The following is a 26519-nucleotide window of genomic DNA, read 5'->3' as shown; positions in this document are numbered from 1 at the left end:
AGTATTTTCAATTCATTAACGACTGGTGGGGGGCTTTTTTTTAATATGTTCCTGCAATCGCATCTCTCTACTTGTCATGCTATGCCCGTCATGACTCCACCCGGGCGGGCCAAAGAGATACATTATCCTTTGTTTTAAACTGAGATCTTTCCGGCGCATGTCGCGCATAATAGCTGACCATTCATGAAAAATGAGGGTAGGGATGCTGTCATTTTCCAGTTCGTGCGTAATACCATAACGGATGGGTTCATATTGTTGCGGCGGCAACTCCTCCTGAAAGGTGCCGAATAATTTATCCCAGAAAATAAACACGGTACCCATGTTCCGGTCGAGGTATTTGGGGTTCGAGGCATGGTGAACACGGTGGTGACTGGGTGTAACGAAGATATATTCCAGCCAGCCCAGTTTTTTTACTTTTTCGGTATGCGTGAGTATGGCCCATACCTGGCCTACCGAATAAATGAAGAAGATATCTATAGGGCGGAACCCGGCGAATGCTATGGGAATAAAGAACAGAAAACTATAAAAAGGTTCCAGCGCCCCGGTGCGAAAACCCACGGTGAAATTGTAATGGGTACTGCTATGGTGGTTCACATGTATCGCCCAGAACAGGCGGCTATGATGCCCCAGCCGGTGCAGCCAGTAATGCATTACATCAACAAATAATAAAAGGATCACCCAATAGGAAACAGCATGGGTCCATTTAAAAAAACTTAGACTGAAAAAGAAAGTAAGTACGATCAGGCTGACACCGCGCATGGCGAGATCGGTTAAACCCGTTAACAGGCTCAGTAAAAAATTATGAAAGGTATCTTTCCAGGTATAGGATTTAACGCCCTCCAAATGACTGATCAACAATTCCGTGCCAATGATCAGTACATACAGCGGGGTTGTCAAAAGCAACATTATCTGGTTGTACAAGACATGCATAGGAATAAAAAGACAAAAACCAAACCATTACGCCGTGGATGGTTTAACTTGCAGATGAATACGTTGTATTCAGAATGACAGGCTGGCTGAGCGTTAAGAAAAAGCCATTTTAACCGGTAAAATGCCACCTGAAGATAATTTTTAACTATTGAATTGAATTATACGGCATGGCAGCGCATAGTGACAATAATGAACAGATTGGGGGCCTGGAAGATGGCGCCTGGAAAAAGAAAAGTGCTGAGCACCAGAAGCAGTACAGCAATATGCTGAAACGGGCAGACCGCAATAAAGTGTTGAAAAAATTGCCCGATCTGCATGAGGAAGCTTTTTCGAAAGTAGATTGCCTGCAATGTGCCGCCTGTTGTAAAAATTATTCGCCGCGTTTTAAAACGCCTGATATCAAGCGCATCAGCAAGCACCTTAAAATGAAGGAGAGCGTGTTTATTGAAACGTATTTGCGTTTGGATGAAGAAGGGGATTATGTGGTAAAACAAACGCCCTGTGCGTTTTTAGGAGCAGATAACTATTGCAGTATTTATGATGTTCGCCCGTCTGATTGCGAACGGTTCCCCTATACCGATGAAGATGTGATTTTGAAGCGGCTGCCGCTTACATTGAAGAATTCGAGTTTTTGTCCGGCGGTGTATTATGTGTTGGAACGATTGTTAAAGGGTTGACGAGTTGATTAGTTGACGAGTTGACCAGGCAGGAAAAAGCCAGGTGGGATAAAGGAGGAGGTTGATAGGGTTGATAGAGTTAACAGGTTAACAAGTTGATAAGTTAACAAGTTGACGAGGCAAAAATTGCCGATTGCCGATTCGCAACTGGTCATTGAAAATATTGTATAGTTACGATAACCGACTTCTGATTATAGAATATACCTACTAAGAACCGATGTCCCATTTGCCAACGCTTATACGAGATCTCGCCTTGATACTGGCTATTGCCGGTGTAACTACCCTGTTATTTAAAAAATTAAAACAACCCGTAGTGCTGGGGTATATCCTGGCCGGGATACTGGTTGGGCCTAATTTCTCCTTACTGCCTTCTATCAGTGATCTCGATGGCGTAAAGGTATGGGCCGATATCGGGGTGATCTTCCTGTTGTTCAGTCTGGGCCTTGAGTTCAGTTTTAAAAAATTGGTGAACATCGGCGGTACGGCCGGCGTTACCGGTATTTTCGAGATCATATGTATGGTGGGGTTAGGGTTTGTAACCGGGAAGCTGATGGGCTGGCCTTTTATGGATTGTATTTTCCTCGGCGGCATTATTGCTATATCCTCCACTACTATCATTATACGGGCTTTTGATGAACTGGGTGTAAAGACAAGAAAATTCGCCGGTGTGGTGTTGGGCGTGCTGGTGGTGGAAGACCTGATGGCTGTATTGCTGATGGTCGTGCTTTCTACCCTGGCAGTAAGCCGGGAGTTTGCCGGAATGGAAATGTTGTATTCGGTATTAAAGCTTGTCTTCTTTTTGTTTCTGTGGTTCCTCTCCGGTATTTTCCTGATCCCCGGATTTTTGAAATGGGGTCGTAAAATAATGAATGACGAAACCATGCTCGTTATTTCATTGGGGTTGTGTTTGCTGATGGTGGTAGCTGCCACGTATGCCGGGTTTTCTGCCCCGTTAGGCGCTTTTATTATGGGATCTATACTGGCTGAAACGCCGCAGGCCGAAAAGATAGAACACCTGGTTCAACCAGTAAAGAATTTATTCGGCGCGGTATTTTTTGTATCGGTAGGGTTGCTGATTGAACCGGATATGTTGATGAAATACATCGGGCCGGTGTTTATACTGTCATTTGTGGTAATACTGGGTAAAACGATCAATGTAACGTTTGGCGCCCTGTTATCGGGTCAGCCATTAAAACAATCGCTGCAGGCGGGTATGAGCCTGGCGCAAATAGGGGAGTTCTCATTTATCATTGCCACCCTGGGGTTGACGCTACAAGTGACCAGCGATTATTTATACCCGATAGCCGTGGGCGTTTCGGTGATCACCACATTTACCACGCCGTATATGATCAGGCTGGCCGATCCGTTCTTCAACTGGCTGGCGCCCAAACTGCCTGTAAAATGGCGAATGGCCATTAACCAGTACAGCACCGGTGCACAAACCATACAGGCCGAAAGCGAATGGCGCATTGTATTGCGATCGTACCTGATGCTGATGGCCACCAATTCGGTGATCGTTATTGCCATGATATTTTTATCCGGCAGGTATTTGCTACCCTTTGTAAAAGCAAGTGTACATGGAGATGTATTGTCGAGCATAATAACCATTGTAATAACACTGGTGGCAACAGCGCCGTTCTTATGGGCACTGGCTATTCGTAAAATGCATTCCCTCTCGTACCGGAATTTATGGCTCGATAAAAAATATAATCATGGTCCGCTGGTAATGCTGGAAGTGGTACGCAACTTATTGCTTGTGGTGCTGGTGGGATTTATGGTTGACCAGTTGTTCAGCACCTTTATCGCTTTTGTGGCCATACTACCTTTAATTGTGGTCGTGCTGCTGGTGTTCTCGCGCCGGTTGAATTCGTTTTATGCGCGGATTGAAAAGCGCTTTTTAACGAATTTGAATCAGCGGGAACAAATGCAAAGCTCCGCTTCCGGCGATCTAACGCCCTGGGATGCGCACATGGCCTATTTTACCATGCCGGCCGAGAGTACCGTGGTGGGTAAATCCCTGAAGGAACTGGCCTGGCGGGAACAATATGGCATCAACATCGCTTATATTGAACGTGGCTCCATTACCATTACGGCGCCAGAGCGCACCGATGTATTATATCCCTTCGACAAGATCGCGGTGATTGGTACCGATGTGCAGCTGGAGCAATTCCGTTCCATTCTGGAATCGGCGATCCTGCCAGCTAAGAACGGGCAGGAAGAGATCACGCTTACCAGGGTTATTGTTGATGAACATATTGGGGTACGCGGAAAGACCCTGCGCAATTCCGGCATCAGGGAGGCTACCAATGGGTTGGTAGTGGGCATAGAGCGCAATGGCCAGCGCATTCTGAACCCTGATTCCACTACCATTTTTGAATGGGACGATATTGTATGGATCGTAGGTGACCGGAAAAAGATCGAAGAATTGAAAGATTCGGGAATAAGTAATAAGGCATAAGATACAAGTTACAAGGTACAAGGCGCAAGGTACAAGGTACAGGATACAGGGTACAAGTTACATGATACAAGCCTTGTTGCGGCAACCCTCTGTAACCGTTTCCTGTCCGCGATCAGTTTTTTGGGTAGCAAGAATGCATTAACTTGATAAGAAATTAATTGCTATGCCAAAATTCGTTATTGAAAGGGAAATGCCCGGGGCCGGGGACCTTTCACCCGAACAACTACACGAAGCTGCACAAACCTCCTGCGGTGTTTTAATGGATATGGGTCCGCAAATACAATGGGTGCACAGTTATGTAACCGATAATAAGATCTATTGCATCTATAACGCACCGGATGAAGCTACTATTAAGCAACATGCAAACCAGTCGGGATTTCCAGCCAATAAAATAAGCAGGGTGAAGGCGATTATAGATCCTACAACTGCGGAAGTTTGAGACGGCAAAAGGCAGAGGGCCCTCCTACGCTAAAGCTTCGGCGGGCAAAGCAGAAGCCTCGTTGCGGTCTCGGCTTAGCCGATACAACATGGGAACTGAAATGGCTCGATGAACAATTTATTTTCCTTTTAATTCTTCTTTTACTTTTATCTGTGATGCTTGCACCTTAGATGATTTGCCATTGCTATTATTGGTGGTATTTGAAATGTTAGTGGGAGTAGGGTTATTTTTAACCTGCGCAATGTGATTGTTTCCCATTTTAAATGCTACATACAACAGGCAGCCGGTGACGAGGAATTGTATTACCGTCAATGAATTGGATACTACGTGCATGGCCGGACTAATGGCCTTTTTCAACTGCGTTTCGCTCATCGCCGACAGGGGCGGGAAGACGGCAGACCCGCCAAAATACACCATTTCAGAAATAATTATCTGCTTGTTGATGGTGGCTATCAACAGGATGAGAATGGACCCTGCCACCAACATAATCACATTCGATGTCTTGCGGGTAAACTGATGCCGGATCTCTTTTACCAGGTAAATAAAGAAAGCAAAGAATACATAAAGCGGTAACACTATTTTCCAGGAAGAAATGGTAAAATAGGTTTCGTGCAGGCGAATGTCAAAATTATTGCTAAGGAAAGTCCAGCCAAATACAAATATAGTGACGAACACGGTTGCGTTCAGAATGAGACCCAACCAGATCAATTCAATGAGTAACGGCTTAAATTTTTGCATAGGTCAATCAGGCTTAACCTAAATATACAAAAACCGTGCGATTATTGCCCGAAGAGGTCGCTGCTCAGGTACCTGTCGCCCCGGTCGCAAACGATGAACACGATAACGCCTTCTTTAAGTTCTTTGGCCAGTCTGAATGCAGCAGAAGCGGCGCCGCCACTGCTCATACCGGCAAAAACGCCTTCTACCTTGGCCAGTTGGCGGGCAGTAAGCGTAGCCTCTTGTTGCGATACATCGATGATGCGGTCAACCCGGCTGGGATCAAAGATCTTGGGCAGGTATTCCTTTGGCCAGCGGCGTATACCGGGGATGGAGGAGTCTTCCGTTGGCTGGCAACCTACTATTTGAATGTTGGGATCCTTCTCTTTAAAGAACATGGAGCAGCCCATAATAGTGCCGGTAGTACCCATTGAGCTTACAAAATGAGTGATACCCTGGTTGGTGTCACGCCATATTTCTGGACCGGTGGTTTTAATGTGGGCTTTATAATTATCAGGATTAGAGAACTGGTTCAGGATCACGAATTCACCGGTGGCTGCTTTTTCTTCAGCATAATCGCGGCATTTTTCAATGCTGTCTAATAACGTTACTTTGGCCCCGTAGGCTTCCATGGTAAGCGTTCTTTCGCGGGTGGAGGTGGAAGGCATTACCAGCTCAATATCAAGGTTGAATAACGTGGCCACCATGGCCAGGGCAATACCGGTGTTTCCACTGGTTGCCTCAATGAGTTTTGACCCTGGTTTTATGTCGCCCCGTTCCAGCGCCGATTTGATCATATTCAATGCCGGCCGGTCCTTCACACTACCCCCGGGGTTATCCCCTTCCAGCTTGGCATAAATAGTCACATTCGGATTGGGATTGAGCTGTTTGATCTCTACCATCGGGGTATTGCCTACCAGGTCTATAATGCTTGCCATTGTATTAGTATTAAACAGGAAGTTGAAATTACCACTTTTATAATTTATTCTACTACTGTGATAGAATATAATGTTATTCTAATGGGCTTATTGGTGCCAAATTATATATGTGGAATACTGGCTATACAACTGCCGGAATGAATTGGTTCAAATTGATTTTAATTTTGTGCCCGGTACATATAAGCAATAACAGTTACTTTTGCCATCGATTTATAGGTTTGTTGAACGTCAAATTGTTATAGCATGTCAGCCGATCCGGTAGCCAATGATCAGTCAAGTCCCTTTGTTTCAGTACGCATAAAAGAGTTTCGCCTGTTTATTATTCAGCGGTTTTTTTTCATCATGGGTATGCGTATGATTGCTACCGTAATAGGCTGGAAGATGTACCAACTCACTAAAAATCCGCTGGCCCTTGCATTTGTAGGATTATCAGAAGCCGTTCCTGCCATTTCACTGGCTTTGTATTCGGGACATGTGGTTGACAAAAGCGACAAGCGTACCCTTCTTTTAAAGATGCTTGTATTTTATTTCCTCTGTTCTGCTGCCTTTCTTTTTATTACGTTCCAGCATACTGAATTGAGCCTGGGAAAGAAATTCGTTCAATTTGCTATTTACGGGGTGATGTTCTGTACCGGTGTGGTGCGTTCATTTTCCGGACCAGCCACCAGTTCTATTTTAGCGCAGCTGGTGCCTAAAACTATTTTGCCCAATGCGGTTACCTGGAGTTCTACTACCTGGTTAACGGCTTCTGTACTGGGGCATGCTTCAGCCGGTTTCCTGGTTGCCTATACAGGTTATACCGGAACCTTTCTGTTGATAATGCTGTATATAACCATTGCAGCCATCGCGCTGTTCCAGATAGAACGCAAACCCATTGTACATTCCAATAAAGGCCAGGCTACCTGGGAAAGCGTAAAGGAAGGGGTGAGATATGTTTTTAAAACAAGAGAATTGCTGGGCGCTTTATCGCTCGATATGCTGGCTGTATTGTTTGGTGGCACTACCGCTATGATCCCGTTTTTTGCGGGGGATATTTTGCATGTAGGCGCCATTGGGTTTGGCTGGTTGAATGCAGCGGCTGATATCGGTTCCATGATCATCATTTTAACACTAACATTCTTCCCGCTTCGTAAAAAGCAGGGTATGTTGTTGTTGTTTGTGGTAGCCGGTTTTGGCCTGAGCATTATTATTTTCGGGATCTCTACTATTTACTGGCTTTCCTTCTTTGCTTTACTGGTGAGCGGCGCGCTGGATGGCATCAGTGTGGTAATACGCGGTACCATTCTGCAATTAAAAACGCCCGATGAAATGCGCGGGCGGGTTTCAGCAGTAAACTCCATGTTCATTAACTCATCCAATGAGATCGGCGCTTTTGAAAGCGGGGCCGCTGCCAAATTATTAGGCATCGTTCCTTCCGTGATCTTTGGCGGCGCCATGACCTTGCTGGTAGTAACAACCATGTGGTTTAAAGCGCCTACGCTTAGGAAGTTCGAGTATTAACCCCCCGGCCCCCTAAGGGGAAGTGATAATGAATCGTGAAATGGCAAACGTTAAACAGCAAACGGGAAACGGAAAACCCCCTAACTCGACCAGTCTGAGTAATAGCAGGGTTCCGAACTATCAGAGACCATTTCTGCCTTCTGCCCTCTGCCTTCTGCCTTTTTACGGCAATGTAAAATAGTGTTGCCCCTGATCATACTCCTGGTCAAGCGCATCGATGATCACCTGCAGGTGTTTGGGATTGCCCAGGAAATCGGCATTGCCGGCATCGATGAACAGGGTTTTTATATTATGCTGCTTTATATAGTGCGTATAGGTTTGCTGAATATTAAGCAGGTATTCATCGGGAATATGCTGTTCGTAGGAACGGTTGCGCTTTTTTATATTGGCCTGTAAACGGTCTACCGGCGCATGCAGGTAAATAAGCAGTTCGGGTTGAACCAGCTGCTGGTGAATGATCTCAAACAGTTTTTGATACAGCCTGTATTCTTCTTCGGGCAAATTGATCTTGGCAAACAACAGGCATTTGGTGAACAGGTAATCGGTGATGGTAGTGCGCTGAAACATATCGCTGGTATGGATCAGTTCCTTCAGTTGTTTATAGCGTTCGGCCATAAAGAACAGTTCCAGCGGGAATGCATATTGCTGCGGGTTCTCATAGAATTTGGGCAGAAAGGGATTATCGGCAAATTCTTCCAGTATCAACCGGGCATTGTAATGCCTGGCCAGCAAATGGGCCAGCGTTGTTTTTCCCGCGCCGATATTTCCTTCTATGGTAATGAAATGGTATTTCATGTGTGAATCGTAATCAATAGTGAATGGATGATCTCAATGGCAAGTCGTGAAGCGTCAAACGTGAAACGTGAAAGGGCTCGCGACAATGTAACATACCTCCCCATTTTCATCTCTCACTCATCCTTCACCCCTTTATCAACCCTATCAGCCTTTTCAACTCTATCAACCGCCTACTTCATTTCTCCTTAGCTTCTTTTTCCTTGTCAACTTGTCAACTTGTTAACTCGTCAACTGGTCAACTGATCAACAACTTCTCAACCGCCAACTCATCCCCACATTCCTCCAGCAACTGCGTAATCGTTTTATGAAAAATGGGATGCAGTAAGTCCGGCGCTATTTCAACCAACGGCACCAGCACAAAACGGCGGTTTTGCAATTGCGGGTGAGGGATGGTAAGGTTGGGTTCGTGCACAACCAGATCGTTATAAAAGATGATATCGATATCGATCACCCGCGGGCCGTTCCTTTCCATGCGAAGGCGGCCCATTTGTTCTTCAACCGATAAAATGGTGGTGATAAGCTCCTGCGGAGTTAACGAAGTGGTTAACAACAGCGCCTGGTTTAAAAACGCAGCCTGGTCGGTTTTGCCCCAGGCAGCAGTTTCGTACACGGCCGATTGTTGTATTACCGGTCCGCAGGTAGCCGATATAAGGGTAATGGCCTGGTGCAGGTTTTGCAACCGGTCGCCCATATTGCCGCCTATCAGTAAAAAGACTTTATTCATATATTGCATTCCCCCGAAGGGTCAAATATCTTTGAATTTCGTTTAAAATAAATTTGTTAATGAAGAGCTTTTTTAAAATATTCCTGGCCTCGCTACTGGCATTCTTCGTGTTATGCGTCATTTTGTTCTTCGTTTTTGTGGGTTTGATAACAGGGCTGACCTCCTCGGAAAAGGTAACTACAGGGGCAAAAGCCGTGTTGGTGCTTGACCTGGGTCGTAGTTATCCGGAAATTGGTGTGGAAAATCCGTTAGCCCGTTTTTCAGATAAGGAAGATGGCGATGTACCCTCCCTGTACGATGTGCTGCGCATGATCCGCCATGCGAAATCAGATAGCGCTGTAAAAGGCATTTATCTTAAATGCAGCAGCAATGGCAATGGTATGGGCGCCAGCCAGGAAATACGCAATGCCCTCCTTGACTTTAAAACCACCGGCAAATTCATATATGCCTATGGTGATGTAATTACCCAGGGCGCTTATTCAGTGGGTAATATAGCCGACAAAATATATTGTAACCCCAAAGGTGGGGTAGACTGGCGCGGGTTTGCCATACAACTCGCCTTTTTAAAAGGACTGCTGCAAAAGCTGGAAATTGAACCCCAGATCTTTTATGCGGGCAAATTCAAAAGCGCCACCGAGCCTTTCCGCGAAACGCAAATGACCGAGGCCAACCGCCTTCAGCTATCGGTTATGCTGGGTGATTTTTACAACCGCTTATTACTGCAAACAGCCGAAGCGCGTAAGCTGGACACCGCCACGCTGCATCAATATGCCAACGAATACAAGATCCAGTTTGCATCAGATGCCGTGACCTATAAACTGATCGACGGACTGAAATACGATGATGAAGTAAAGAATGAGATCGCAACCAAACTGGGTGGCGTAAAGCTCGACAAGATCAATTTTATTACCGTGCAGAAATATGCCAAAGCGGTGGACTTTAAACGCGATGGCAAAGAGAAGATCGCCGTTATTTATGCGCAGGGCGATATCATCGATGGCAAAGGCGACCGCGATCTGATAGGCAGTGTTACCTATCGCGAGCTTTTCCGCAAGGCCCGCCTCGATGCCAATATAAAAGCAATTGTGGTGCGCATAAATTCAGGTGGCGGCAGCGCCCTGGCCAGTGAAAATATGTGGCGCGAACTGACCTTGGCCCGCAAAGGCGGAAAACCCGTAGTGGTTAGCTTTGGCGATGTGGCCGCTTCGGGCGCTTATTATTTATCGTGCAACGCCGACAGTATTTTTGCCCAAACCAATACCATTACAGGCTCTATTGGGGTTTTTACGATGTTGCCGAACCTGGAGAAATTCTTTAACAATAAACTGGGTGTAACTTTCGACGGGGTAAAAACGGCGCCCCAGGCGGATATGCTGACGGCCACCAAACCATTAACCCCGGCACAAAGGGCGTGGCTGCAAAACAGCGTTGATTCCACTTATTTAACTTTCAAACAAAGAGTGGCCGAAGGCCGCAGAAAAGAGGTTAGTTACATCGACAGCATAGGACAGGGACGCGTATGGAGCGGCTCCCGTGCGCTGGAACTGGGGCTGGTTGACCGCCTCGGCGGGTTGGATGACGCCATCGCCTGCGCCGCACGCATGGCCAAAATAAGCGATTACCGGTTAAGGGAATACCCCGAGCCACACAATATACTGGAGGTTATTTTCGGCAATTATGAAAAAGACAATACGCAATCGGCCATTCAGAAAGAATTTGGTGAAGAGGGTATGAAAACCTGGCAAACCATGAAGCGGGTAAAAACCATGATGGGGGTAACGCAGGCGAGGATACCGTTTGAGATGTCTATTCAGTAAGTTGACCAGTTGATGAGTTAACAAGTTGTCGAGTTGACAAGTTGACGAGAGCGCAAGTTGATAGGGTTGACAGGGTTGATAGGGTTAATAAAGGGACGAAGGACGAGCCCTTTCACGTTTCACGTTTGCCGTTTCACGATTGCCGATTACCTTTGCGCCTAATTTTAGCAAAAACTATGTCGGGTCAATACAACCAATGGACGGCCATGTGGGCGATATGCAGGGCCACCTTGCGGGCCATTTTTAAAAGTCCCCAGGCCATTTTCTTTAGCCTGTTCTTCCCCATTGTGCTCATTATGGTATTTGGGGCCTTAACAGGCGGGGGCGGAAAGGCCTATGATGTGGCTTTTGACGCCAAAAGCGATACCACCAGCAATGTTTATTTTGCTATCAGGTCTATTTCGGCATTCGACATTCATAGGGGCAGTGAGGCGGAGCTGATGGACCAGTTGAAGAAAGGACGAATTACGGCGTTGATAGAGGTACGACAACTGCCTGCCAATACCACCGGCGCGCAATATGATATTCATTTAAAAACAACTTCAGCCAGTCAGAAGGACCTGCCTGCGGTGCAAGCCCTGCTGAAAAGCTTTGTAGATGAAATAACGGCCAAAACGGTATCGAATAAAGTAGCGACTGTTTCTGTTGAAGAGATCAAGGGCCGGCCCTATCATATGATCGATTTTTATTTACCCGGCATGCTGGGTTTTTCCCTGATCGGTTCAGCCGTATTTGGTGTGGCGTTCGTTTTCTTTACCCTGCGGGAAACCCTGGTGTTGAAACGGATGTTTGCCACTCCTGTACGCAAAACCTTTATTGTACTGGGCGAAAGCATTGCGCGGGTGGCGTTCCAACTCACCACTTCTGTCATCCTGATCCTGTTCGGCACTTTCTTTTATCATTTTACCCTGGCGCATGGGTTTGTTACCTTTCTGGAATTGCTGGTATTAAGCTTCCTGGGGGTAACGGTGTTCATGGGCTTTGGTTTTATCATCAGCAGTGTGGCCAAGAACCAGAATGTGATCCCCATTTATGCCAACCTGTTCATGTTCCCGCAGTATTTTTTATCGGGTACCTTTTTCCCGAAGGGATTATTGCCCGAAAGTATGCAGGCCATCATCAATTACCTGCCCTTAACGGCGCTGAACGATGCCATGCGTAAAGTATCGTTCGAAGGCATGCATTTGCTGGGCGTGGGCAAGGAGATCACCATTTTAATTGTGTGGTGTTTATTGGCGTATAGCATTCTTATCAGAATATTCCGTTGGGAGTAAAAAGCAACCCCATTTTCACATTTTCAAATTTGCTAATTTTCAAATTCCCCCTATGCGTATAGTGAAGCTGGCCATCATCAGTGCGGTGGTGTTATTTCTTGTCACGTATCTTTTTTCTTTAATTATTCCCTCACAGATCCGGATCTCCCGGGCGATGAATATTTCAGTGCCAAATGATAGTTTGCGCGCCCTGGTTACTGATCTGCGTCAGTGGAAACAATGGAACGAGTTGACGAACAATCCCGACCTTACCAATCAACAATACACCCAAAGCGAATTTTCGAGCGATCAGTTAAAAGTGACCAGTTTGCCTTCAACCGGCGATACCCTGTTCACGGCCTGGCGCCAGCAAAAAAATGCGCAGGTGCTTGCCAGTGGGTTTACCTGGGAGGGCACGGGCGATCAGTTGGTGATACAATGGTATTTTGATATAAAATTACACTGGTACCCCTGGGAAAAATTTGGTAGCATAGTTTTTGATAAGCAAATGGGGCCGCCTATGGAGAAATCGCTGGGCAATCTGAAAAAGTTGCTCGAAAAAAATCCATAAAGGCTTACATTTCATTTTAAAAAAGAAATAGTATGAAAAAATTGTTGCTTTTGTCTGCCATCGCATTGGTAGCAATAGGCGTTCGGGCACAACAGGGTGATAAATCACAACGTCCCAGTCCGCCTGCCAAAGTATCAGAAACAACCAGTAAAGGGGTTACCATTTCTATTGATTACAGCCAGCCAGCTGTAAAAGGGCGTGAAGTGGGAAAAGATATTGCACCTTATGGTAAAGTATGGAGAACCGGCGCTAACGAAGCTACCGTGTTTGAAGTAAACAAAGATGTAAAGGTAGAAGGTAAAAGCCTCCCTGCCGGAAAATATGGTTTGTACAGCATTCCGGGTAAAGATGAGTGGGTGATCATCTTTAATAAAACCTGGAAGCAATGGGGAACCAATTATACAGAAGCAGATGACGCCTTACGCGTAAATGTAAAACCTCATAAAGCGCCCAGCTTCACTGAGCGTATGACCTTCGCTGTTGATAAAAGCGGTAAAGTGTCATTAATGTGGGGTAACGAAGAAGTAGATTTCAAAGTTCAATAAGGTTACACGTATATAAGAGTAAAGTAAGCAAGGAGCTGTCCTGAGCGTGAGCGAGGGATGGCTCTTTTCTTTTGTTACCGGTTGCCGGTTCCCGGTCGCTGGTTCTCTTTTTGGGATCATGTTGAAAAGTTGGGGGATTTAGAATGCTCCGCCGAAGCGTTCAATGATTGGGTCTTTCGATTAAATTAAAGGTGGTTTGCGTTAAACGAAACGGACAAATCGTTTAATTGAAAGCCGTTTGAATTAAACGGAACGGTCTGCTAATTAAATTAAAAACCGTTTGCATTAAACGCAAACGGCAAATCGTTTAATTGAAAGTCGTTTGAATTAAACGGAACGGTCTGCTAATTAAGTTAAAAACTGTTTGCATTAAACGCAAACGGCAAATCGTTTAATTGGAAGCCGTTTGAATTAAACGGAACGGTCTGCTAATTAAATTAAAAACCGTTTGCGTTAAACGCAAACGGCAAATCGTTTAATTGAAGGCCGTTTGAATTAAACGGAATCGTCTGCTAATTAAATTAAAAGTGGTTTGCGTTAAACGATCCGGACATTTTATTTAATTCAAAACAGCTTGCTTTTACAAGAAATCATTTGATTTTCAGGCACATAAGCAGCTTGCATGCAATGTATAGCTAGCTCACACAAATGAGTATATTATACATCTTGCTTTTTTCCAAACAATGCCGTGCTTACCTACTTCTTACACGGTAAATCAGCAATTTTGGGATCATGGCCCGGTAACTATTACTTTTAATCCCCCAAGAATTTGATCCTCTTTTTGCAGACCACTTGCTATTTTGCGGGTTGCCAAATACCGGTGACCGGGGACCGGAGCCTGGTAACTGGCACCGTATTCTTTACATGTTCTGCATGGTTTAGCCGGAAGGAGAAGTATTACTAATTAGTTTAATTTTAAACCCGCACAAACACGCAGCAACCTGCTTTTTGTTTTGGTAATTTGCGTTTTAATGCTGAATTTGGTGTTAACTAACTGTTACGCCATGCATTACAACTATCGTAAGGCAATTCATTTGCAGGGAATTGATCGCTGGAATGGTACCTGCTACCAGCCTGTTATTTCAATCAGGAGTACACACCTCCCAATTAATCCAACACATTTTTTTATCGTCACTGCCAGGTCACTGAAATCACTGACGGCTTCCGGCCCTACTGCAATAGCTACCCGAAATAATTGAAAGAGTATAAACCTGTCCTTCATACGATTCATAGTATTTAATTATTAATTCGAAAAAAAGGATTATGACCCAATTTTTATCATTGAGTAGTCGATCAGTAAAAGCAGTTGGCTTATTACTGTTCTGCCAGCTGATAGTGAGCCTGACGTTTGCCCAGGTTCGTATTAGTGGAAAGGTAACCGGAAAGGGCAATCAGCCGCTAACCGGAATTTCTGTGACAGTTAAAAACACAACTTTTGGTTCAGCTACCGATCCATCGGGCAATTACACCATCAATGCGGCGCTTAAACCAGGAAGCTATTCGATAGAGTTTTCGGGAGTGGGTTTTAAAAGCGTTACCCAGAACCTGACAGTGGGCAGCGCCGAAAATTATACTGTAAGTGTTACGCTGGCCGAAGATGCGCTGGGTTTGGATGAAGTAGTGGTTACAGGTACATCGGAAGGAACTACCCGTAAACAATTGGGAAGCTACATAAGTACAATAAAAGCCGATCAGCTCAATAAAGGCGCTACCGGTAATGTACTGGCTGCTTTACAGGGAAAAACAGCCGGTGCGCAGATCGTACAAAACTCAGGTGACCCGGCCGGAGGGATTTCGGTAAGGTTACGTGGGGTTAGTTCATTAAACAGTTCTTCTGATCCACTGTATATCGTTGATGGGGTAATCATCAATAATTCTACTAACAGGGTTACCAATACGCAAAATACGTATGATGCCGGTAATGCCGGACCAAGCAATTCCCAGGGTAACCAGTTTACAGGAACCCCCGGTCAAAACCGGATGGTGGATATTAATCCGGCCGACATCGATCATATTGAAGTGTTGAATGGCGCCGCTGCATCGGCCATTTATGGTTCCCGGGCCAATAGTGGCGTTGTTCAAATATTTACAAAACGTGGTAGCGCTGGTATACCCACCGTAAGTTTTTCAACCGGTATTATGACCAGCCACCTGCGTAAAAAACTGGATGTGAACCAGGCGCCCGTGAAGTTCGGCGGTCCGCCAGATGGACCTGATGCATTTACTCAGGATCTTATAACAGCAACAGGTACGCCTGCTGCATTAGCTACGAATACCACACCCGTTACCCGCTACGATTACCAGGATTATATTTTTCGAAATGGTTTGGGAACCGATAACAACGTATCAGTAGCCGGCGGAAAAGATAAAACAAAATACTTTACCTCTGCCTCTTATTTCTATAATGAAGGCATTGTCAAGAATACCGATTTCAAACGTTTCAGCTTCCGGGTTAACCTCGACCAGGAACTGGCCAAATGGGCAAATATGAGCGTGGGATTAAACTACATAAACAGTGCAGCCGACGAAAAACCCGATGGTAACTCGTTCTACTCTCCGATGAACTCGGTAACCATTATCGGTAATTTTCACAACATCTGGCAGCGCGATGCATTGGGTAATTTGCAGAGAGTGGGTGAACGGCTTCGCATAAATCCGGTTTCGGTAATAGAAGATTTTAAACAAAGGCAGGAAACCAACCGGTTGATCGCAAGCGCCAAATTAAAAGTAAGACCTGCAAAGGGCTTAAGCTTTGATTACACGCTGGGCATTGATAATTATGGCCAACGCGGTACCACTTATATGCCTCCTTTTGCATATGCTGCCAATACAGCCTTCTTTGGTGGTGGCGCCAACCTTGATCCTGCATTGAATGGTTATGCCAGTAATGGCGCCAATACTTTCTTTCAGATAAATCACGAAGTAAATGGCACCTATCAGGCAGATATCACTGATGACTGGGCGTCGACTACCCAGTTAGGTTATTCAGCACAATACGAAAAAAATAACCTGAGCATCTTGCAGGGAAGGGGTATGACATCGTTCATTGAAACAGTGAACAGCGCCAGTACACAACTGCCAGGTACTGATTACCGTTCCGAGTTTTCTATCTCAGGCGCTTATCTGCAACAGAATTTTAAATTCAAGGATCAGTTATTTGTCACCGGCGCTGTACGGGTTGATGGATCGTCGGTATTTGGTGAAGACGAGCGCACCCAGGTATATGTAAAAGCAAGCGGCAGTTACCTGTTATCAGAAACCGATTTCTGGCATGCACTGCCCCTGGCAAAATGGTGGAATGTAGCCAAGATACGGGTGGCTTACGGGGAATCGGGTAATATGACAGGTATTGGTCCTTACGATCGGTTTAACTCCTTTGCTACGAGTTCTTTCCTGGGCAGAACGGCTTTATTTAGCGAAGCCGGTTTAACCAATCCCAGGATAAGCCCCGAACGGCAAAAAGAACTGGAAATGGGAACCGATCTTTCGTTTTTTGCCAACCGCCTCGGTTTGCAGTTTAACTATTATAGCAAAAAAGTAGATCATTTACTTCTCAGACGTAATATTGCGCCCACCAATGGTTATTCCAGCCTGCTGGATAATATTGGCGCCCTGGAGAATAAAGGCTTTGAAATCCTGTTAACGGGCACACCTGTGAAGAATAAAGACTGGAGCTGGGATATTACTGCTATCTATAACCACAATCGCAACAAAATAGTAAAGGTTGGTCAGGCAGCTTCATTAAGTACCAATGCAGGCGCCCCAATCTGGTTAATAGAAGGACAGCCGGTGGGTATTTTTTACGGAACATTTTTCGCAACAGATGCCAATGGCAACCAGATTAAAAATGCTGCCGGGCTTCCACAAACAGAAAGAGGGGTCAAACAAACCGATCCCCTGAAATATACCCCACAACGTGATGCCAACGGGTTACCAACAGGTGATGCATTGTTAAAAGTAATTGGAGATCCTAACCCTGATTATACCGCTACTTTGGTAAATGAAGTAAGCTATAAAAAACTGGGGTTACGCGTACAGTTCGATGCGGTACAAGGTGTAGATGTATGGAATGCCGATTTCAGAACAAGACAGGGGGTAGGCAATGGCAAGGTAGCCGAACAGGAAGACCTGGGTCAGGTGCCACGCGGCTATATCAACAGTGTGTACCAGATTGAACAATGGCGCGTTGATGATGGTTCCTTTGTAAAACTGCGTGAAATAAGTTTGAGCTACCGTTTAGGGAAAGTAAAAATCTTTAATGACCTTACCTTCAGCCTTAGCGGCCGTAACCTCATTTCGTGGGATAACTATAAGGGATATGACCCCGAGGTGAATTCAGGCGGACAAAGCACTTTGTTACGGGCTATTGATTTTGGTACCGTTCCTATTCCCCGTACGTTCAGTTTTAACATTACCGCTAAATTCTAACACCCAAATTTGATTTTATGAAGCTGATAAATATAAAATATTCAACCTGTTTTATTGTGATGGCGGTGATGCTGCTAACCGTTGCCTGTAAAAAAGATTATTCCGATCCCAACAGGGCTGTGGCAGGAGATGTGGTTAAAACGCCCATCGGATTAACCGGTTTGGTAATAGGCTTACAAAAGAACTATACGGCTACCCGTGCTGGTGCTTTATACAACCTTATTGCAACTGACGGATTTCTCACAAAGCAATTGGTCATCATTAACCAGGGAAATACGGCTGAATACCAGTTTTACCAGGGTGCTGAAAAGGTATTAAACACCAATTCCATCGTGGTATCATTCTGGACTAACTGTAACAAAATAATCTTCGATGCCAACAACGTGCTTACTTATGCACCGCAACTGGGTGATAAGAATTATGCCAGCGGATTGATTGCTTATGCCAGTATCTTTAAAGCTTTGGCACTTGGCAATTTAGCCATGTACTGGGAGAAGATACCCGATACAACCGGGCCGGTTGTAAATTTCATTCCCAATACAGAAGGGTATACCCGGGCATTGAATGTGATTAACACTGCCATTAATACCGTTAATGCCGATTCGATCAGTGGATCGTTTCTGGCGAATATTCCTGCAGGAATTAATATAATGAACACACTGCATGCATTGAAAGCACGCTTCTCTTTGTATACAGGAAATTATGCACAGGCACTGGCAGAAGCAAATACCGTAGATCTAACTAAAAAATCGACATTCAACTACGACGTGGTTACGCTAAACCCGATCTTTGAAACGGCCACCTCTACCAACAACGTATTTCAACCAATGGATTCCATTATGGGGTTACCACCTGTGTTGGCGCCAGGTCTTGCCGATAAACGGGAACCGTTTTATATAGCTATCAATGCAGGGCCCCGCTATCGCCTCAATGGATTTTTTGCAACCTCTGTTGGCTCCATTCCTGTTTATTTACCCGGTGAAATGACGTTGATAAAAGCGGAAGCTTATGCCCGCCAGTCGACCCCTGATCTGGTAAATGCACTCATAGAATTAAATAAAGTGATCACCAAGCAGCCAGCCAGTGATCCGTTCGGGGTGGGAGCAGGATTGCCACCAGATGCAGGTCCGTATAACCAGGCAGAGTTGCTCGATCAGATCTATCGTCACCGGGCTATTGAATTATATCTATCAGGTTTGCGGCTGATAGACCAGCGCCGGTTTAACCGGCCTGCTGGTGAACGCACGCGTAATTATCTCCCTTATCCCAATGTTGAGCACAATGGCAATAGCAACACGCCCGATGATCCTGCTTTTTAATAAAAAATAACAGATCGGTTTTAAGAAGAACCCTGCTGCCACCAACAGCAGGGTTTTTTATTGATGTTCGTCAACTAATGGAATCTGTTAGAGGAGGTAATTAAAATATGTATATATTTAATTATAAGTTGTTTGCAAGGAAAGGCAAATTAATATTATCAAAGAAATGTATTTAACGAGGATGCCTGCGACCGGACAATAATAATGTATTTCGATCTCCTGCGGTTGCAATGATTGCCTATTTTTGCCCTCTATGACAATTTACTCCATAGGATTAACGGCCGCCCTGCTCACCACAGCGGCTTATGTTCCACAGGCTTATAAAACTATCAAAACCAGGTCTACCCGGGACCTGTCAATAGTTACTTTTTCAATGCTTTTTTTGGGAACAATTCTTTGGTTCATTTATGGGTTGTATATTCACGATACGCCCATTATCCTGGCCAACGGGGTCACGGCCACATTGTCGGGCATAATTTTTTTTCTAAAAATCGGGTCTTTAAAACAAAGAAGACGCAGATAAAAAATATTACATGAATTTCAGAGAAGCCTCTTTATCCGATATACCGCAACTGTCAAAAGTAAGATTGGCCGTAAAGGAAAATGCCTTGAACAACCAGGCATTGGTCACCGAACAGGATTATGTAGATTATTTGTCGAAACGTGGCAAAGGTTGGGTGTGTGAGATGGACAACCACGTTGTGGGTTTTGCCATTGGTGACCTGGAAAAACATAATGTGTGGGCATTGTTTGTGCAACCTGATTTTGAAGGACAGGGAATTGGCCGCGAACTGCTGATCATGTTGTTAGACTGGTATTATAGTCAAACCACCGATACTATCTGGTTAAGTACAGCCCCCAACACGCGCGCTGCCGACTTTTATAAAAGTTTTGGCTGGAAGGAAACCGGTAAAATGCCCAATGGAGAATTGAAGTTTGAATTATCTGCTGATGATTGGGGCGTATAAGTTAATGTGCAAATAGGAAAATGTAAGATTGCTGGTGAGCGTTGTAAGTTGAAGTGGACTTAATGTAAGTTGACGTGCACCACAACTTACAACGCACGCAACTCAATCTATTGTTCCCAGAATATTAATTACAGCCTGGTGAACTTTCCCTAACTGTTCGTCAGTTATACAAAACGGCGGCATAATGTAGACGGTATTACCCAGCGGACGCAAATAAACGCCCTGTTCCAATGCTTTGCGGGTAACATCCATGCCTATCGTGTTCAAATATCCATCACGGCCCGATTCAATTTCAAATGCCATGATAGTGCCAATAGATCGCACATTCTTTACCCGCGTTTCAAAACGTTTATCTGTACTTAATTGCTGAACAAATTGTTGTTGCTGCCGACTGATGCGTTCTATTTGTTGCTGGCAATCATTCTTCAGCAATAGATCCATACTGGCCAGGGCAGCCGCGCAGGCGAGGGGGTTGGCCGTGAAGGAGTGCCCATGGAAAAATGTTTTGGTGCGGTCATCATCAACATACGCGCTGTGAATGTTGTTTGTACAGGCCGTAACACCGAGCGCCATGGTGCCGCCGGTAAGTCCCTTCGACAAACAAATAATATCCGGTTTTTCTTCCACATACAAACTGGAAAACAATTTCCCGGTTCTGCCAAAACCCGTCATTACCTCATCGGCAATACAGATCACATCATGTGCATGGCATTGCTGTAATAATTTATTCAGGGCTGTTGCATCGTACATATTCATGCTGCCAACACCCTGTAACATGGGTTCATAAATAAAGCAGGCTATTTCATCCCAGGGGCCATCGTATAAAGGAGCCTCTTTAGCAGGGGCATCGGTAAAAATAACGTCGAACAGTTTATCCTGGAAGGCAAGGGTGAACACACTGCGGTTGCTAAGGCTCATGGTGCCAAACGTATCGCCATGATACGAATGGTTAAGCGCCAGTATTTTATTTCGTTTGCTGTTGCCTTTGTTCCACCAGTATTGCAGGGCCATTTTAACACCCACTTCCACCGCGGTGGAACCATTATCGGAATAGAATACTTTGGCAAAATTTCCCGGCAATATCTCCAGCAGGCGCTCAGCCAGCCGTACCGCCGGTTCATGGGTGAACCCGGCAAATATTACCTGTTCAAGGGTTTTTGCCTGTTCATATATTTTTTCGGCGATATATGGGTTGGCGTGTCCATGAATGGTGACCCACCAGCTGCTGATGGCGTCAATGTAGGCATTTCCGTTCTCATCAATAATATAAGTTCCGTCACCTTTTACCACCGGAATGGGTTCTGGCATCGACTTCTGCGGCGTGTAGGGATGCCAAACTGCTTTTTTATCTCTTTCAATAAGTGTTGCCATAGGGTCGCAAAGGTAATCGGCAATCGGCAATCCGCAATCGGCAATCCGCGTCGCGGCATCTTTGCCCTTTGCCTTTTGCCCTTTGCCTTCTGCCAGTTAAATATTTGAAATAATCAGTATTTCAGTATAGTCGAATAAGTTATAAAATTGCATTTTATACAACTGGTGCAACGGTAGGACATCGATTATTGTCACCACATTACAAGAAATGGATTATAACAGGCTGGTAAAAGATTGTTTGAAGGGGCTGCCGGAGGCCCAACGACAGCTCTATGAGCATTTTGCTGAGAGTATGTTGGGGGTGTGCTATCGCTATACCAAGTCTGTTGCCGATGCAGAGGATGTGCTGCAGGAAGGGTTTATAAAAATATTCCGCAACCTGCACCAGTTTAAGTTTGAAGGGGAATTAGGCGGCTGGATCCGCCGGATCATGGTGAATACAGCATTAAACTATCTTAAAAAGAACAGCCGGTATCAAACTGATCTATCCTTTCCTGAAACAAGCCTGCACCCGGTGTCAGATGATAACCCCGAAGTGACACTGCAGGCAAAAGATCTGGCTGAGCTGATCCGCCAGTTACCAGCAGGCTATCAAACGGTTTTCAACCTGCATGCTGTTGAAGGATTTTCACATGTAGAAATTGGTAAAATGCTTGGTATCAATGAGGGAACTTCCCGGTCACAATATGCCCGTGCACGTGCGTTATTGATAACGTGGTTAAAAAAAACGAGCGTAGAAACAAAAAAGGAAACGTATGTCCGACCATGAATTTGAGAAACAGGTACATCAGAAGCTGCAGGAGCTAAAGCTGCGTCCTTCTGATGGGGTATGGATGGAGGTGGAAAGAAACATCCGTCAGGGTAAAAGCCGTCGCCGCTTTATGTGGTGGTGGATGGCCGCGCTTTTTGTTGGCTTAACTGCCGGTGGCTTTATACTATATAATTATACAGCTCAAACGCATAGTAATACTGCTGCTATAGCTGTGAAAAAAACTGAAACCCCGTCAAATACCAAACCCGCTGAAACATCATCCAATTCTACTAAACAAACTACTACTATACAACCGGTAACTGAGAATACAACAGCAGGCAAAGAAAAAGCCGGCAATCATTCATTAGCTCAAAACAGCCAACAGGAACCAACTATTGCATCACCGGTAATTTCTCCTTCAGCATCAAATAATAAACAACCGGTTATTACATCTGCTGAAAACAGCACCAATACCAAAACAGCTATTAATAAAAATAAAAAGCCGGTTCAACAACCGCTTGCTTATAATACCGGAAATACAAACCCGGTTGAACCGGTCAATACCACTAAGCCAGCCTATGAAAAACAGCGTACTGGCAAAAAGAAAGGCAGGGGCGAAGAGATCGTAATGACAGCGATGGCTGAGCAACCCCAAACAATGGCAACTGTTGAGCGGGCGAAATCAGATCCGAATGCGTTGAACAGCATCATGCCTACGCGGATAAATAACCTGGATAGCGCTATTTTTACCAACAAAGCAGTCTCCATGCCATTTAAAACGGTGGCTCCTCCAATGATGCCCCTTACAGGGCCAGTTACCGGTCTTTCAAATTCGCCTATTACCCGCAGAAAAACTTCTTTATGGCATTGGGGTGTTGTGGCCGATGCCGGTTATTCGCGCATTGCTGAAAGCAAACTGTTTCAGTTAAAAGGGTTGTTAGGAAAAGAAAAATATTATGCTGAAGACCTGTCGGCCCGCAGCAATGCCAGCCCAAGTACCAGCAATAATCCCCCTAACTATAGTAGCAATGTCAATAATCAATTGGTAAACTGGTCGGCTTATACGGCGCCGCCCAAGAAAGCTTCACCCATCCAGGCTGATAAATCTTTTTCATTAGGCGTATTTGTTCAACGCACGGTGTCACCACGATTAAAACTATCGCTGGGCCTGGAATACTCTTATATAAGCGTTCATACGCAGGTAGGGCAAAAAATTGTGGCGCCCAATAATCCCATTGTTGTGAATATAGGTACTTCGCAGGCTGCCCTTGTAAAGGAATATTATAAATATCCGGGTACTGATACCGCACAGGCCATCAGCGCGGCTGCTTATTACCAGGGGCTCACCTACAGTCAGAAATATACCTATCGTTTTCATTATCTCGAAATTCCATTAACAGTAAACTGGCAAATCAATAAAGGAAGAAGGTTGCCACCGTTCCAGTTGGAAGGCGGTTTTTCCATGGCCCGTTTGCTGTCGGTTGATGCATTGCATTATGAAGGCTTAAAAGGCGTTTACTATAAAGACAACGATCTGTTCAATAAAACCCAGTTCAATTTTGTGGCCGGCCTCAGTGTTGGTTTATTACAACGGAGCAAACATCCCCTTTGGGTTGGACCTAATCTGCGCTATGCACTCAATGGATTAGTTAATAAAGAAGTCTCAACCGGACAGTATGCCTGGTCAACCGGCATTAGTATAAAAGTGTTACTGGGCAAATTATAAAGATATTCAGCGAAAATTACAGGAAGAGGCAACGCTTGATTTCTGACGTTTGTCAGTAATAAAAAACTAAACTTATGAAACGACATCTTATGTCGGTTTTACAGTTAGGGATAACTGTAATACTAACCGCCTTTTTGTCGGGTTGCGATAAAGAGAAAGTAACCCGCTCGTATACGTGGTATACACCTGTTTACAGAACGCTTCCTGAAGTACGCGCCGAAATGAAAACCAGCCCGGCAAGACCTGTAAAAACTCCCGGCAAAATATACATTTATCACAATTACATTTTCCTTAATGAGTTTGATGAAGGTATTCACATTTTTGACAACACGAATCCTTCATCACCAAAGAACATCGCCTTTATTCCCATTCCCGGTAATCAGGAACTGGCTGTGAGGGACAATGTTCTATTCACCGATTCATACAGCGATCTGGTAAGTTTTGATATCAGTGATCCAAAAGCTGTAACTGCCATAAAGTTTACAGATAATGCTTTTCCATATCGTAATGCCTTTTATAGTTATACTGCTCTTAATGGTACACGGCCTTCTATCCCCGATTCCATTAAAGTAACGGTAAGCTGGATACGCCATGATACAACAGTTTCCTATAACCCCAGTCCGAACATTTATTATGATTTTATAGCAATGTCCGGTTCCAGCGCTCAGCCTGGAAAAAGCAGCACAGGCCAGGGTGGGTCCATGGCGCGGTTCACACTCATCAATGATTATCTTTATACCGTATCTACCAGTGAACTGTATGCATTTAATATTGCCAACCCCAGGGAACCCAAATATGTGAACAAGACTGTGATAAATAATCAGGCCATAGAAACAATATATCCTTTTAAGAACAAACTGTTCATAGGATCGAACCAGGGGATGTTCATTTATGACGTGTCAACGCCGGGTAACCTGGTTAAAGAAGGTCAGTTTGTTCATGCCCGTAGTTGCGATCCCGTCATCGCCGATGATACCAGGGCCTGGGTTACCTTACGTACGGGTACATCCTGCGGCGGTAATGTAAACCAACTGGAAGTGGTAAATATAGAAAATATGGCAAACCCTACTTTAATAAAGCAGTATGGCATGACGAATCCCTATGGCCTTGGTAAGGAAGGAAATATATTATTCGTTTGTGATGGTAAAGATGGAATAAAAGTGTACGATGCTGCCGATGCCAATGACCTGAAGCTGATAAAGAGAATAGACGGTATGGAACCTTATGATGTAATTGCCTCGAACAATATAGCCCTGGTAGTGGCGAAAGACGGATTGTATCAGTTCGATTATTCCAATGCCAATAATATCCGTTTGCTCAGTAAAATAGGCTTAGAATAATATCCGGATATGCAAAAAAGATCATTACTACTATTCATAATGCTTACAGGATCGATTCTTATAACCTGTGCACAGGTTGAAAAACAGGTACAGTCCCGAAAAGGCTGTTCCTGTTCTTTTTCTTCTATTAACCAGGCGGGGATCCTGAACGGGGCAAAGGGCGCTTATTACCAGTTGCAAACCATTAACGGGATCAAATATAAAACCTGGTTTGCCGGAATAGGAGTGGGCGTAGATCCCTATTCCCGCACCGGCTATCCGTTGTTCTTTGATCTGCGAAAAGATTTCCTGAATAAGAACGCCACTCCTTTTTTATATGCTGATGCGGGGGCTCATATTGTAAAAGATAAAAATGATCAGATAAATAATTGGTATGAAAATGTTTACCGGAATGGGGCATATACTGATGTGGGAATAGGCTATAAGTTTCCTGTTCTTTCAAAATTCCAGGGGGTGATCAGTGCGGGTTACAGCTATAAGTACGTAGAGCGAAAGAGTGTATTCTCAGGCAGCAACTGCCCATCGGGACTGTGCTATGATAATTATGAAACGTACAAAAGTTATTTGCACCGGGGAACCATAAAACTCGGATTTCAGTTTTAACAGGTAAGCTCAGCCTTTCAGGAATTTTATATTTCGTTGTATGCCCTGAAATTTGGCCCGCTTTAAAGGCGAGTGACGGAAGATCTGTTTGAAGGCTTCTTCGGTTAAGGATTCCCATTCTTTGGTAGTGAAGTTCAATATCTCGGGAATGGGTTTGAAGCCGGCTTCGCTGGTTGGTTTGGCAAACCTGTTCCAGGGACAAACATCCTGGCAAACATCGCAACCAAACATCCAGTCGGCAAACTGTCCTTTTTTATCGTCGGGCAGTAACAGGTCCTTTAGTTCAATAGTATAGTAGGAAATACACTGGCTGCCATTGATCACTTTGCCTTCGGTGATAGCGCCGGTAGGGCAGGCCTCTATACAACGGCGGCAGCTGCCGCAATAATCTTTGGCGATAGGATCATCATATTCCAGTTCAAGATCAACAATGAGTGTAGCTATGAAAAAGAACGACCCCTGTTGTTTGGTGATGAGGTTGCCGTTTTTGCCTATCCAGCCCAGTCCGCTGCGGTGGGCCCAGCTGCGTTCCAGTACAGGGGCCGAATCAACGAAACCCCTTCCCTGAACTTCGCCAATATGTTCGTTGATGAGCGCCAGCAGGGTATGCAGCTTTTTTTTGATCACTTCGTGGTAATCGTTCCCAAAT

At 44.9% G+C, this 26519-nt stretch carries 23 protein-coding genes; 16 read left to right on the top strand and 7 right to left on the bottom strand.

The window, feature by feature from the left end; genetic code table 11:
* Positions 1–15: 15 nt before the first annotated feature.
* The gene (locus tag ACJ751_RS03790; protein ID WP_407744042.1) at positions 16–906 is read right to left on the bottom strand and encodes a sterol desaturase family protein; all 891 of its coding nucleotides are present in this window, start codon (positions 904–906) and stop codon (positions 16–18) included.
* 191 nt (positions 907–1097) lie between these two features.
* Between ACJ751_RS03790 and ACJ751_RS03785 the strand changes: the two genes are divergently transcribed.
* From ACJ751_RS03785 to ACJ751_RS03775, 3 genes are all read left to right on the top strand, one after another.
* Complete coding sequence (locus ACJ751_RS03785; protein ID WP_407744041.1) at positions 1098–1607, top strand: YkgJ family cysteine cluster protein; 510 nt, start codon at positions 1098–1100, stop codon at positions 1605–1607.
* 217 nt (positions 1608–1824) lie between these two features.
* Positions 1825–4065 (top strand): cation:proton antiporter, encoded by a 2241-nt coding sequence (locus tag ACJ751_RS03780; RefSeq protein ID WP_407744040.1) that lies wholly within the window; start codon positions 1825–1827, stop codon positions 4063–4065.
* A gap of 163 nt (positions 4066–4228) precedes the next feature.
* On the top strand, positions 4229–4504 hold the full coding sequence (locus ACJ751_RS03775; protein ID WP_407744039.1) for a DUF4242 domain-containing protein: 276 nt from the start codon (positions 4229–4231) through the stop codon (positions 4502–4504).
* A 117-nt stretch (positions 4505–4621) separates the two neighbouring features.
* Here ACJ751_RS03775 and ACJ751_RS03770 read toward each other — a convergent pair whose 3' ends face one another.
* Both ACJ751_RS03770 and cysM read right to left on the bottom strand, forming a co-directional pair.
* Positions 4622–5242 carry a hypothetical protein gene (locus ACJ751_RS03770; protein WP_407744038.1) on the bottom strand — a complete coding sequence of 207 codons (621 nt, stop codon included), beginning with the start codon at positions 5240–5242 and terminating at the stop codon, positions 4622–4624.
* Between the two features lie 41 nt (positions 5243–5283).
* Positions 5284–6159: a cysteine synthase CysM gene (gene cysM / locus ACJ751_RS03765; protein ID WP_407744037.1), complete on the bottom strand. Its 876-nt coding sequence runs from the start codon at positions 6157–6159 to the stop codon at positions 5284–5286.
* 243 nt (positions 6160–6402) lie between these two features.
* Here cysM and ACJ751_RS03760 point away from each other — a divergent pair, with 243 nt between their 5' ends.
* Positions 6403–7659, top strand: coding sequence for an MFS transporter (locus ACJ751_RS03760; protein ID WP_407744036.1), 1257 nt, complete (start codon positions 6403–6405; stop codon positions 7657–7659).
* Between the two features lie 162 nt (positions 7660–7821).
* Here ACJ751_RS03760 and ACJ751_RS03755 read toward each other — a convergent pair whose 3' ends face one another.
* Positions 7822–8454, bottom strand: coding sequence for a deoxynucleoside kinase (locus ACJ751_RS03755; protein ID WP_407744035.1), 633 nt, complete (start codon positions 8452–8454; stop codon positions 7822–7824).
* A 235-nt stretch (positions 8455–8689) separates the two neighbouring features.
* The gene (gene folK, locus ACJ751_RS03750) at positions 8690–9178 is read right to left on the bottom strand and encodes a 2-amino-4-hydroxy-6-hydroxymethyldihydropteridine diphosphokinase (protein ID WP_407744034.1); all 489 of its coding nucleotides are present in this window, start codon (positions 9176–9178) and stop codon (positions 8690–8692) included.
* Between the two features lie 59 nt (positions 9179–9237).
* Between folK and sppA the strand changes: the two genes are divergently transcribed.
* The 8 genes from sppA (at position 9238) to ACJ751_RS03710 (ending at position 20079) form a co-directional block, all read left to right on the top strand.
* Positions 9238–10995, top strand: coding sequence for a signal peptide peptidase SppA (sppA, locus tag ACJ751_RS03745; protein ID WP_407744033.1), 1758 nt, complete (start codon positions 9238–9240; stop codon positions 10993–10995).
* 176 nt (positions 10996–11171) lie between these two features.
* Complete coding sequence (locus ACJ751_RS03740) at positions 11172–12269, top strand: ABC transporter permease (RefSeq protein WP_407744032.1); 1098 nt, start codon at positions 11172–11174, stop codon at positions 12267–12269.
* Between the two features lie 52 nt (positions 12270–12321).
* Positions 12322–12819, top strand: a complete 498-nt coding sequence (locus tag ACJ751_RS03735; protein ID WP_407744031.1) for a hypothetical protein — start codon at positions 12322–12324, stop codon at positions 12817–12819.
* A 32-nt stretch (positions 12820–12851) separates the two neighbouring features.
* On the top strand, positions 12852–13364 hold the full coding sequence (locus ACJ751_RS03730) for a DUF2911 domain-containing protein (RefSeq protein WP_407744030.1): 513 nt from the start codon (positions 12852–12854) through the stop codon (positions 13362–13364).
* Between the two features lie 1263 nt (positions 13365–14627).
* Positions 14628–17792, top strand: coding sequence for a SusC/RagA family TonB-linked outer membrane protein (locus ACJ751_RS03725; protein WP_407744029.1), 3165 nt, complete (start codon positions 14628–14630; stop codon positions 17790–17792).
* Positions 17793–17809: 17 nt separating this feature from the next.
* Positions 17810–19111, top strand: coding sequence for a RagB/SusD family nutrient uptake outer membrane protein (locus ACJ751_RS03720; RefSeq protein ID WP_407744028.1), 1302 nt, complete (start codon positions 17810–17812; stop codon positions 19109–19111).
* A gap of 253 nt (positions 19112–19364) precedes the next feature.
* On the top strand, positions 19365–19634 hold the full coding sequence (locus ACJ751_RS03715) for a SemiSWEET family sugar transporter (protein ID WP_407744027.1): 270 nt from the start codon (positions 19365–19367) through the stop codon (positions 19632–19634).
* Positions 19635–19644: 10 nt separating this feature from the next.
* Positions 19645–20079: a GNAT family N-acetyltransferase gene (locus ACJ751_RS03710; RefSeq protein ID WP_407744026.1), complete on the top strand. Its 435-nt coding sequence runs from the start codon at positions 19645–19647 to the stop codon at positions 20077–20079.
* 102 nt (positions 20080–20181) lie between these two features.
* Here the strand turns inward: ACJ751_RS03710 and bioA are convergent, their stop codons facing one another.
* Entirely contained in the window at positions 20182–21450 is a 1269-nt protein-coding gene (gene bioA / locus ACJ751_RS03705) for an adenosylmethionine--8-amino-7-oxononanoate transaminase (RefSeq protein ID WP_407744025.1), read from the bottom strand.
* A gap of 208 nt (positions 21451–21658) precedes the next feature.
* Here bioA and ACJ751_RS03700 point away from each other — a divergent pair, with 208 nt between their 5' ends.
* The 4 genes from ACJ751_RS03700 (at position 21659) to ACJ751_RS03685 (ending at position 25870) form a co-directional block, all read left to right on the top strand.
* Complete coding sequence (locus ACJ751_RS03700) at positions 21659–22219, top strand: RNA polymerase sigma factor (RefSeq protein WP_081197482.1); 561 nt, start codon at positions 21659–21661, stop codon at positions 22217–22219.
* Complete coding sequence (locus ACJ751_RS03695) at positions 22206–23927, top strand: outer membrane beta-barrel protein (RefSeq protein ID WP_407744024.1); 1722 nt, start codon at positions 22206–22208, stop codon at positions 23925–23927. Before ACJ751_RS03700 ends, ACJ751_RS03695 begins: the two co-directional genes overlap by 14 nt.
* A gap of 74 nt (positions 23928–24001) precedes the next feature.
* A complete protein-coding gene (locus ACJ751_RS03690) occupies positions 24002–25267 on the top strand; it encodes an LVIVD repeat-containing protein (protein ID WP_407744023.1) in 1266 nt (421 codons plus the stop codon).
* A gap of 9 nt (positions 25268–25276) precedes the next feature.
* Positions 25277–25870: a hypothetical protein gene (locus ACJ751_RS03685; RefSeq protein WP_407744022.1), complete on the top strand. Its 594-nt coding sequence runs from the start codon at positions 25277–25279 to the stop codon at positions 25868–25870.
* A 9-nt stretch (positions 25871–25879) separates the two neighbouring features.
* Here ACJ751_RS03685 and queG read toward each other — a convergent pair.
* On the bottom strand, positions 25880–26519 hold a 640-nt coding region (gene queG, locus ACJ751_RS03680; protein ID WP_407744021.1), incomplete at its 5' end, for a tRNA epoxyqueuosine(34) reductase QueG.

The organism is Niastella sp., from assembly GCF_045805085.1.
GTDB lineage: Bacteria > Bacteroidota > Bacteroidia > Chitinophagales > Chitinophagaceae > Niastella.
This window is presented reverse-complemented; position numbering and strand designations above follow the sequence as displayed.

What these genes read in the sequence shown, in the direction of transcription:
- folK (WP_407744034.1), bottom strand. Translation starts at nt 9,178, where the DNA reads ATGAATAAAGTCTTTTTACTGATAGGCGGCAATATGGGCGACCGGTTG.
- cysM (WP_407744037.1), bottom strand. Translation starts at nt 6,159, where the DNA reads ATGGCAAGCATTATAGACCTGGTAGGCAATACCCCGATGGTAGAGATC.
- ACJ751_RS03715 (WP_407744027.1), top strand. Translation starts at nt 19,365, where the DNA reads ATGACAATTTACTCCATAGGATTAACGGCCGCCCTGCTCACCACAGCG.
- ACJ751_RS03790 (WP_407744042.1), bottom strand. Translation starts at nt 906, where the DNA reads ATGTTGCTTTTGACAACCCCGCTGTATGTACTGATCATTGGCACGGAA.
- ACJ751_RS03760 (WP_407744036.1), top strand. Translation starts at nt 6,403, where the DNA reads ATGTCAGCCGATCCGGTAGCCAATGATCAGTCAAGTCCCTTTGTTTCA.
- bioA (WP_407744025.1), bottom strand. Translation starts at nt 21,450, where the DNA reads ATGGCAACACTTATTGAAAGAGATAAAAAAGCAGTTTGGCATCCCTAC.
- ACJ751_RS03770 (WP_407744038.1), bottom strand. Translation starts at nt 5,242, where the DNA reads ATGCAAAAATTTAAGCCGTTACTCATTGAATTGATCTGGTTGGGTCTC.
- ACJ751_RS03700 (WP_081197482.1), top strand. Translation starts at nt 21,659, where the DNA reads ATGGATTATAACAGGCTGGTAAAAGATTGTTTGAAGGGGCTGCCGGAG.
- ACJ751_RS03775 (WP_407744039.1), top strand. Translation starts at nt 4,229, where the DNA reads ATGCCAAAATTCGTTATTGAAAGGGAAATGCCCGGGGCCGGGGACCTT.
- ACJ751_RS03690 (WP_407744023.1), top strand. Translation starts at nt 24,002, where the DNA reads ATGAAACGACATCTTATGTCGGTTTTACAGTTAGGGATAACTGTAATA.
- ACJ751_RS03785 (WP_407744041.1), top strand. Translation starts at nt 1,098, where the DNA reads ATGGCAGCGCATAGTGACAATAATGAACAGATTGGGGGCCTGGAAGAT.
- ACJ751_RS03730 (WP_407744030.1), top strand. Translation starts at nt 12,852, where the DNA reads ATGAAAAAATTGTTGCTTTTGTCTGCCATCGCATTGGTAGCAATAGGC.
- ACJ751_RS03720 (WP_407744028.1), top strand. Translation starts at nt 17,810, where the DNA reads ATGAAGCTGATAAATATAAAATATTCAACCTGTTTTATTGTGATGGCG.
- ACJ751_RS03780 (WP_407744040.1), top strand. Translation starts at nt 1,825, where the DNA reads ATGTCCCATTTGCCAACGCTTATACGAGATCTCGCCTTGATACTGGCT.
- ACJ751_RS03735 (WP_407744031.1), top strand. Translation starts at nt 12,322, where the DNA reads ATGCGTATAGTGAAGCTGGCCATCATCAGTGCGGTGGTGTTATTTCTT.
- ACJ751_RS03725 (WP_407744029.1), top strand. Translation starts at nt 14,628, where the DNA reads ATGACCCAATTTTTATCATTGAGTAGTCGATCAGTAAAAGCAGTTGGC.
- ACJ751_RS03685 (WP_407744022.1), top strand. Translation starts at nt 25,277, where the DNA reads ATGCAAAAAAGATCATTACTACTATTCATAATGCTTACAGGATCGATT.
- ACJ751_RS03710 (WP_407744026.1), top strand. Translation starts at nt 19,645, where the DNA reads ATGAATTTCAGAGAAGCCTCTTTATCCGATATACCGCAACTGTCAAAA.
- sppA (WP_407744033.1), top strand. Translation starts at nt 9,238, where the DNA reads ATGAAGAGCTTTTTTAAAATATTCCTGGCCTCGCTACTGGCATTCTTC.
- ACJ751_RS03755 (WP_407744035.1), bottom strand. Translation starts at nt 8,454, where the DNA reads ATGAAATACCATTTCATTACCATAGAAGGAAATATCGGCGCGGGAAAA.
- ACJ751_RS03695 (WP_407744024.1), top strand. Translation starts at nt 22,206, where the DNA reads ATGTCCGACCATGAATTTGAGAAACAGGTACATCAGAAGCTGCAGGAG.
- ACJ751_RS03740 (WP_407744032.1), top strand. Translation starts at nt 11,172, where the DNA reads ATGTCGGGTCAATACAACCAATGGACGGCCATGTGGGCGATATGCAGG.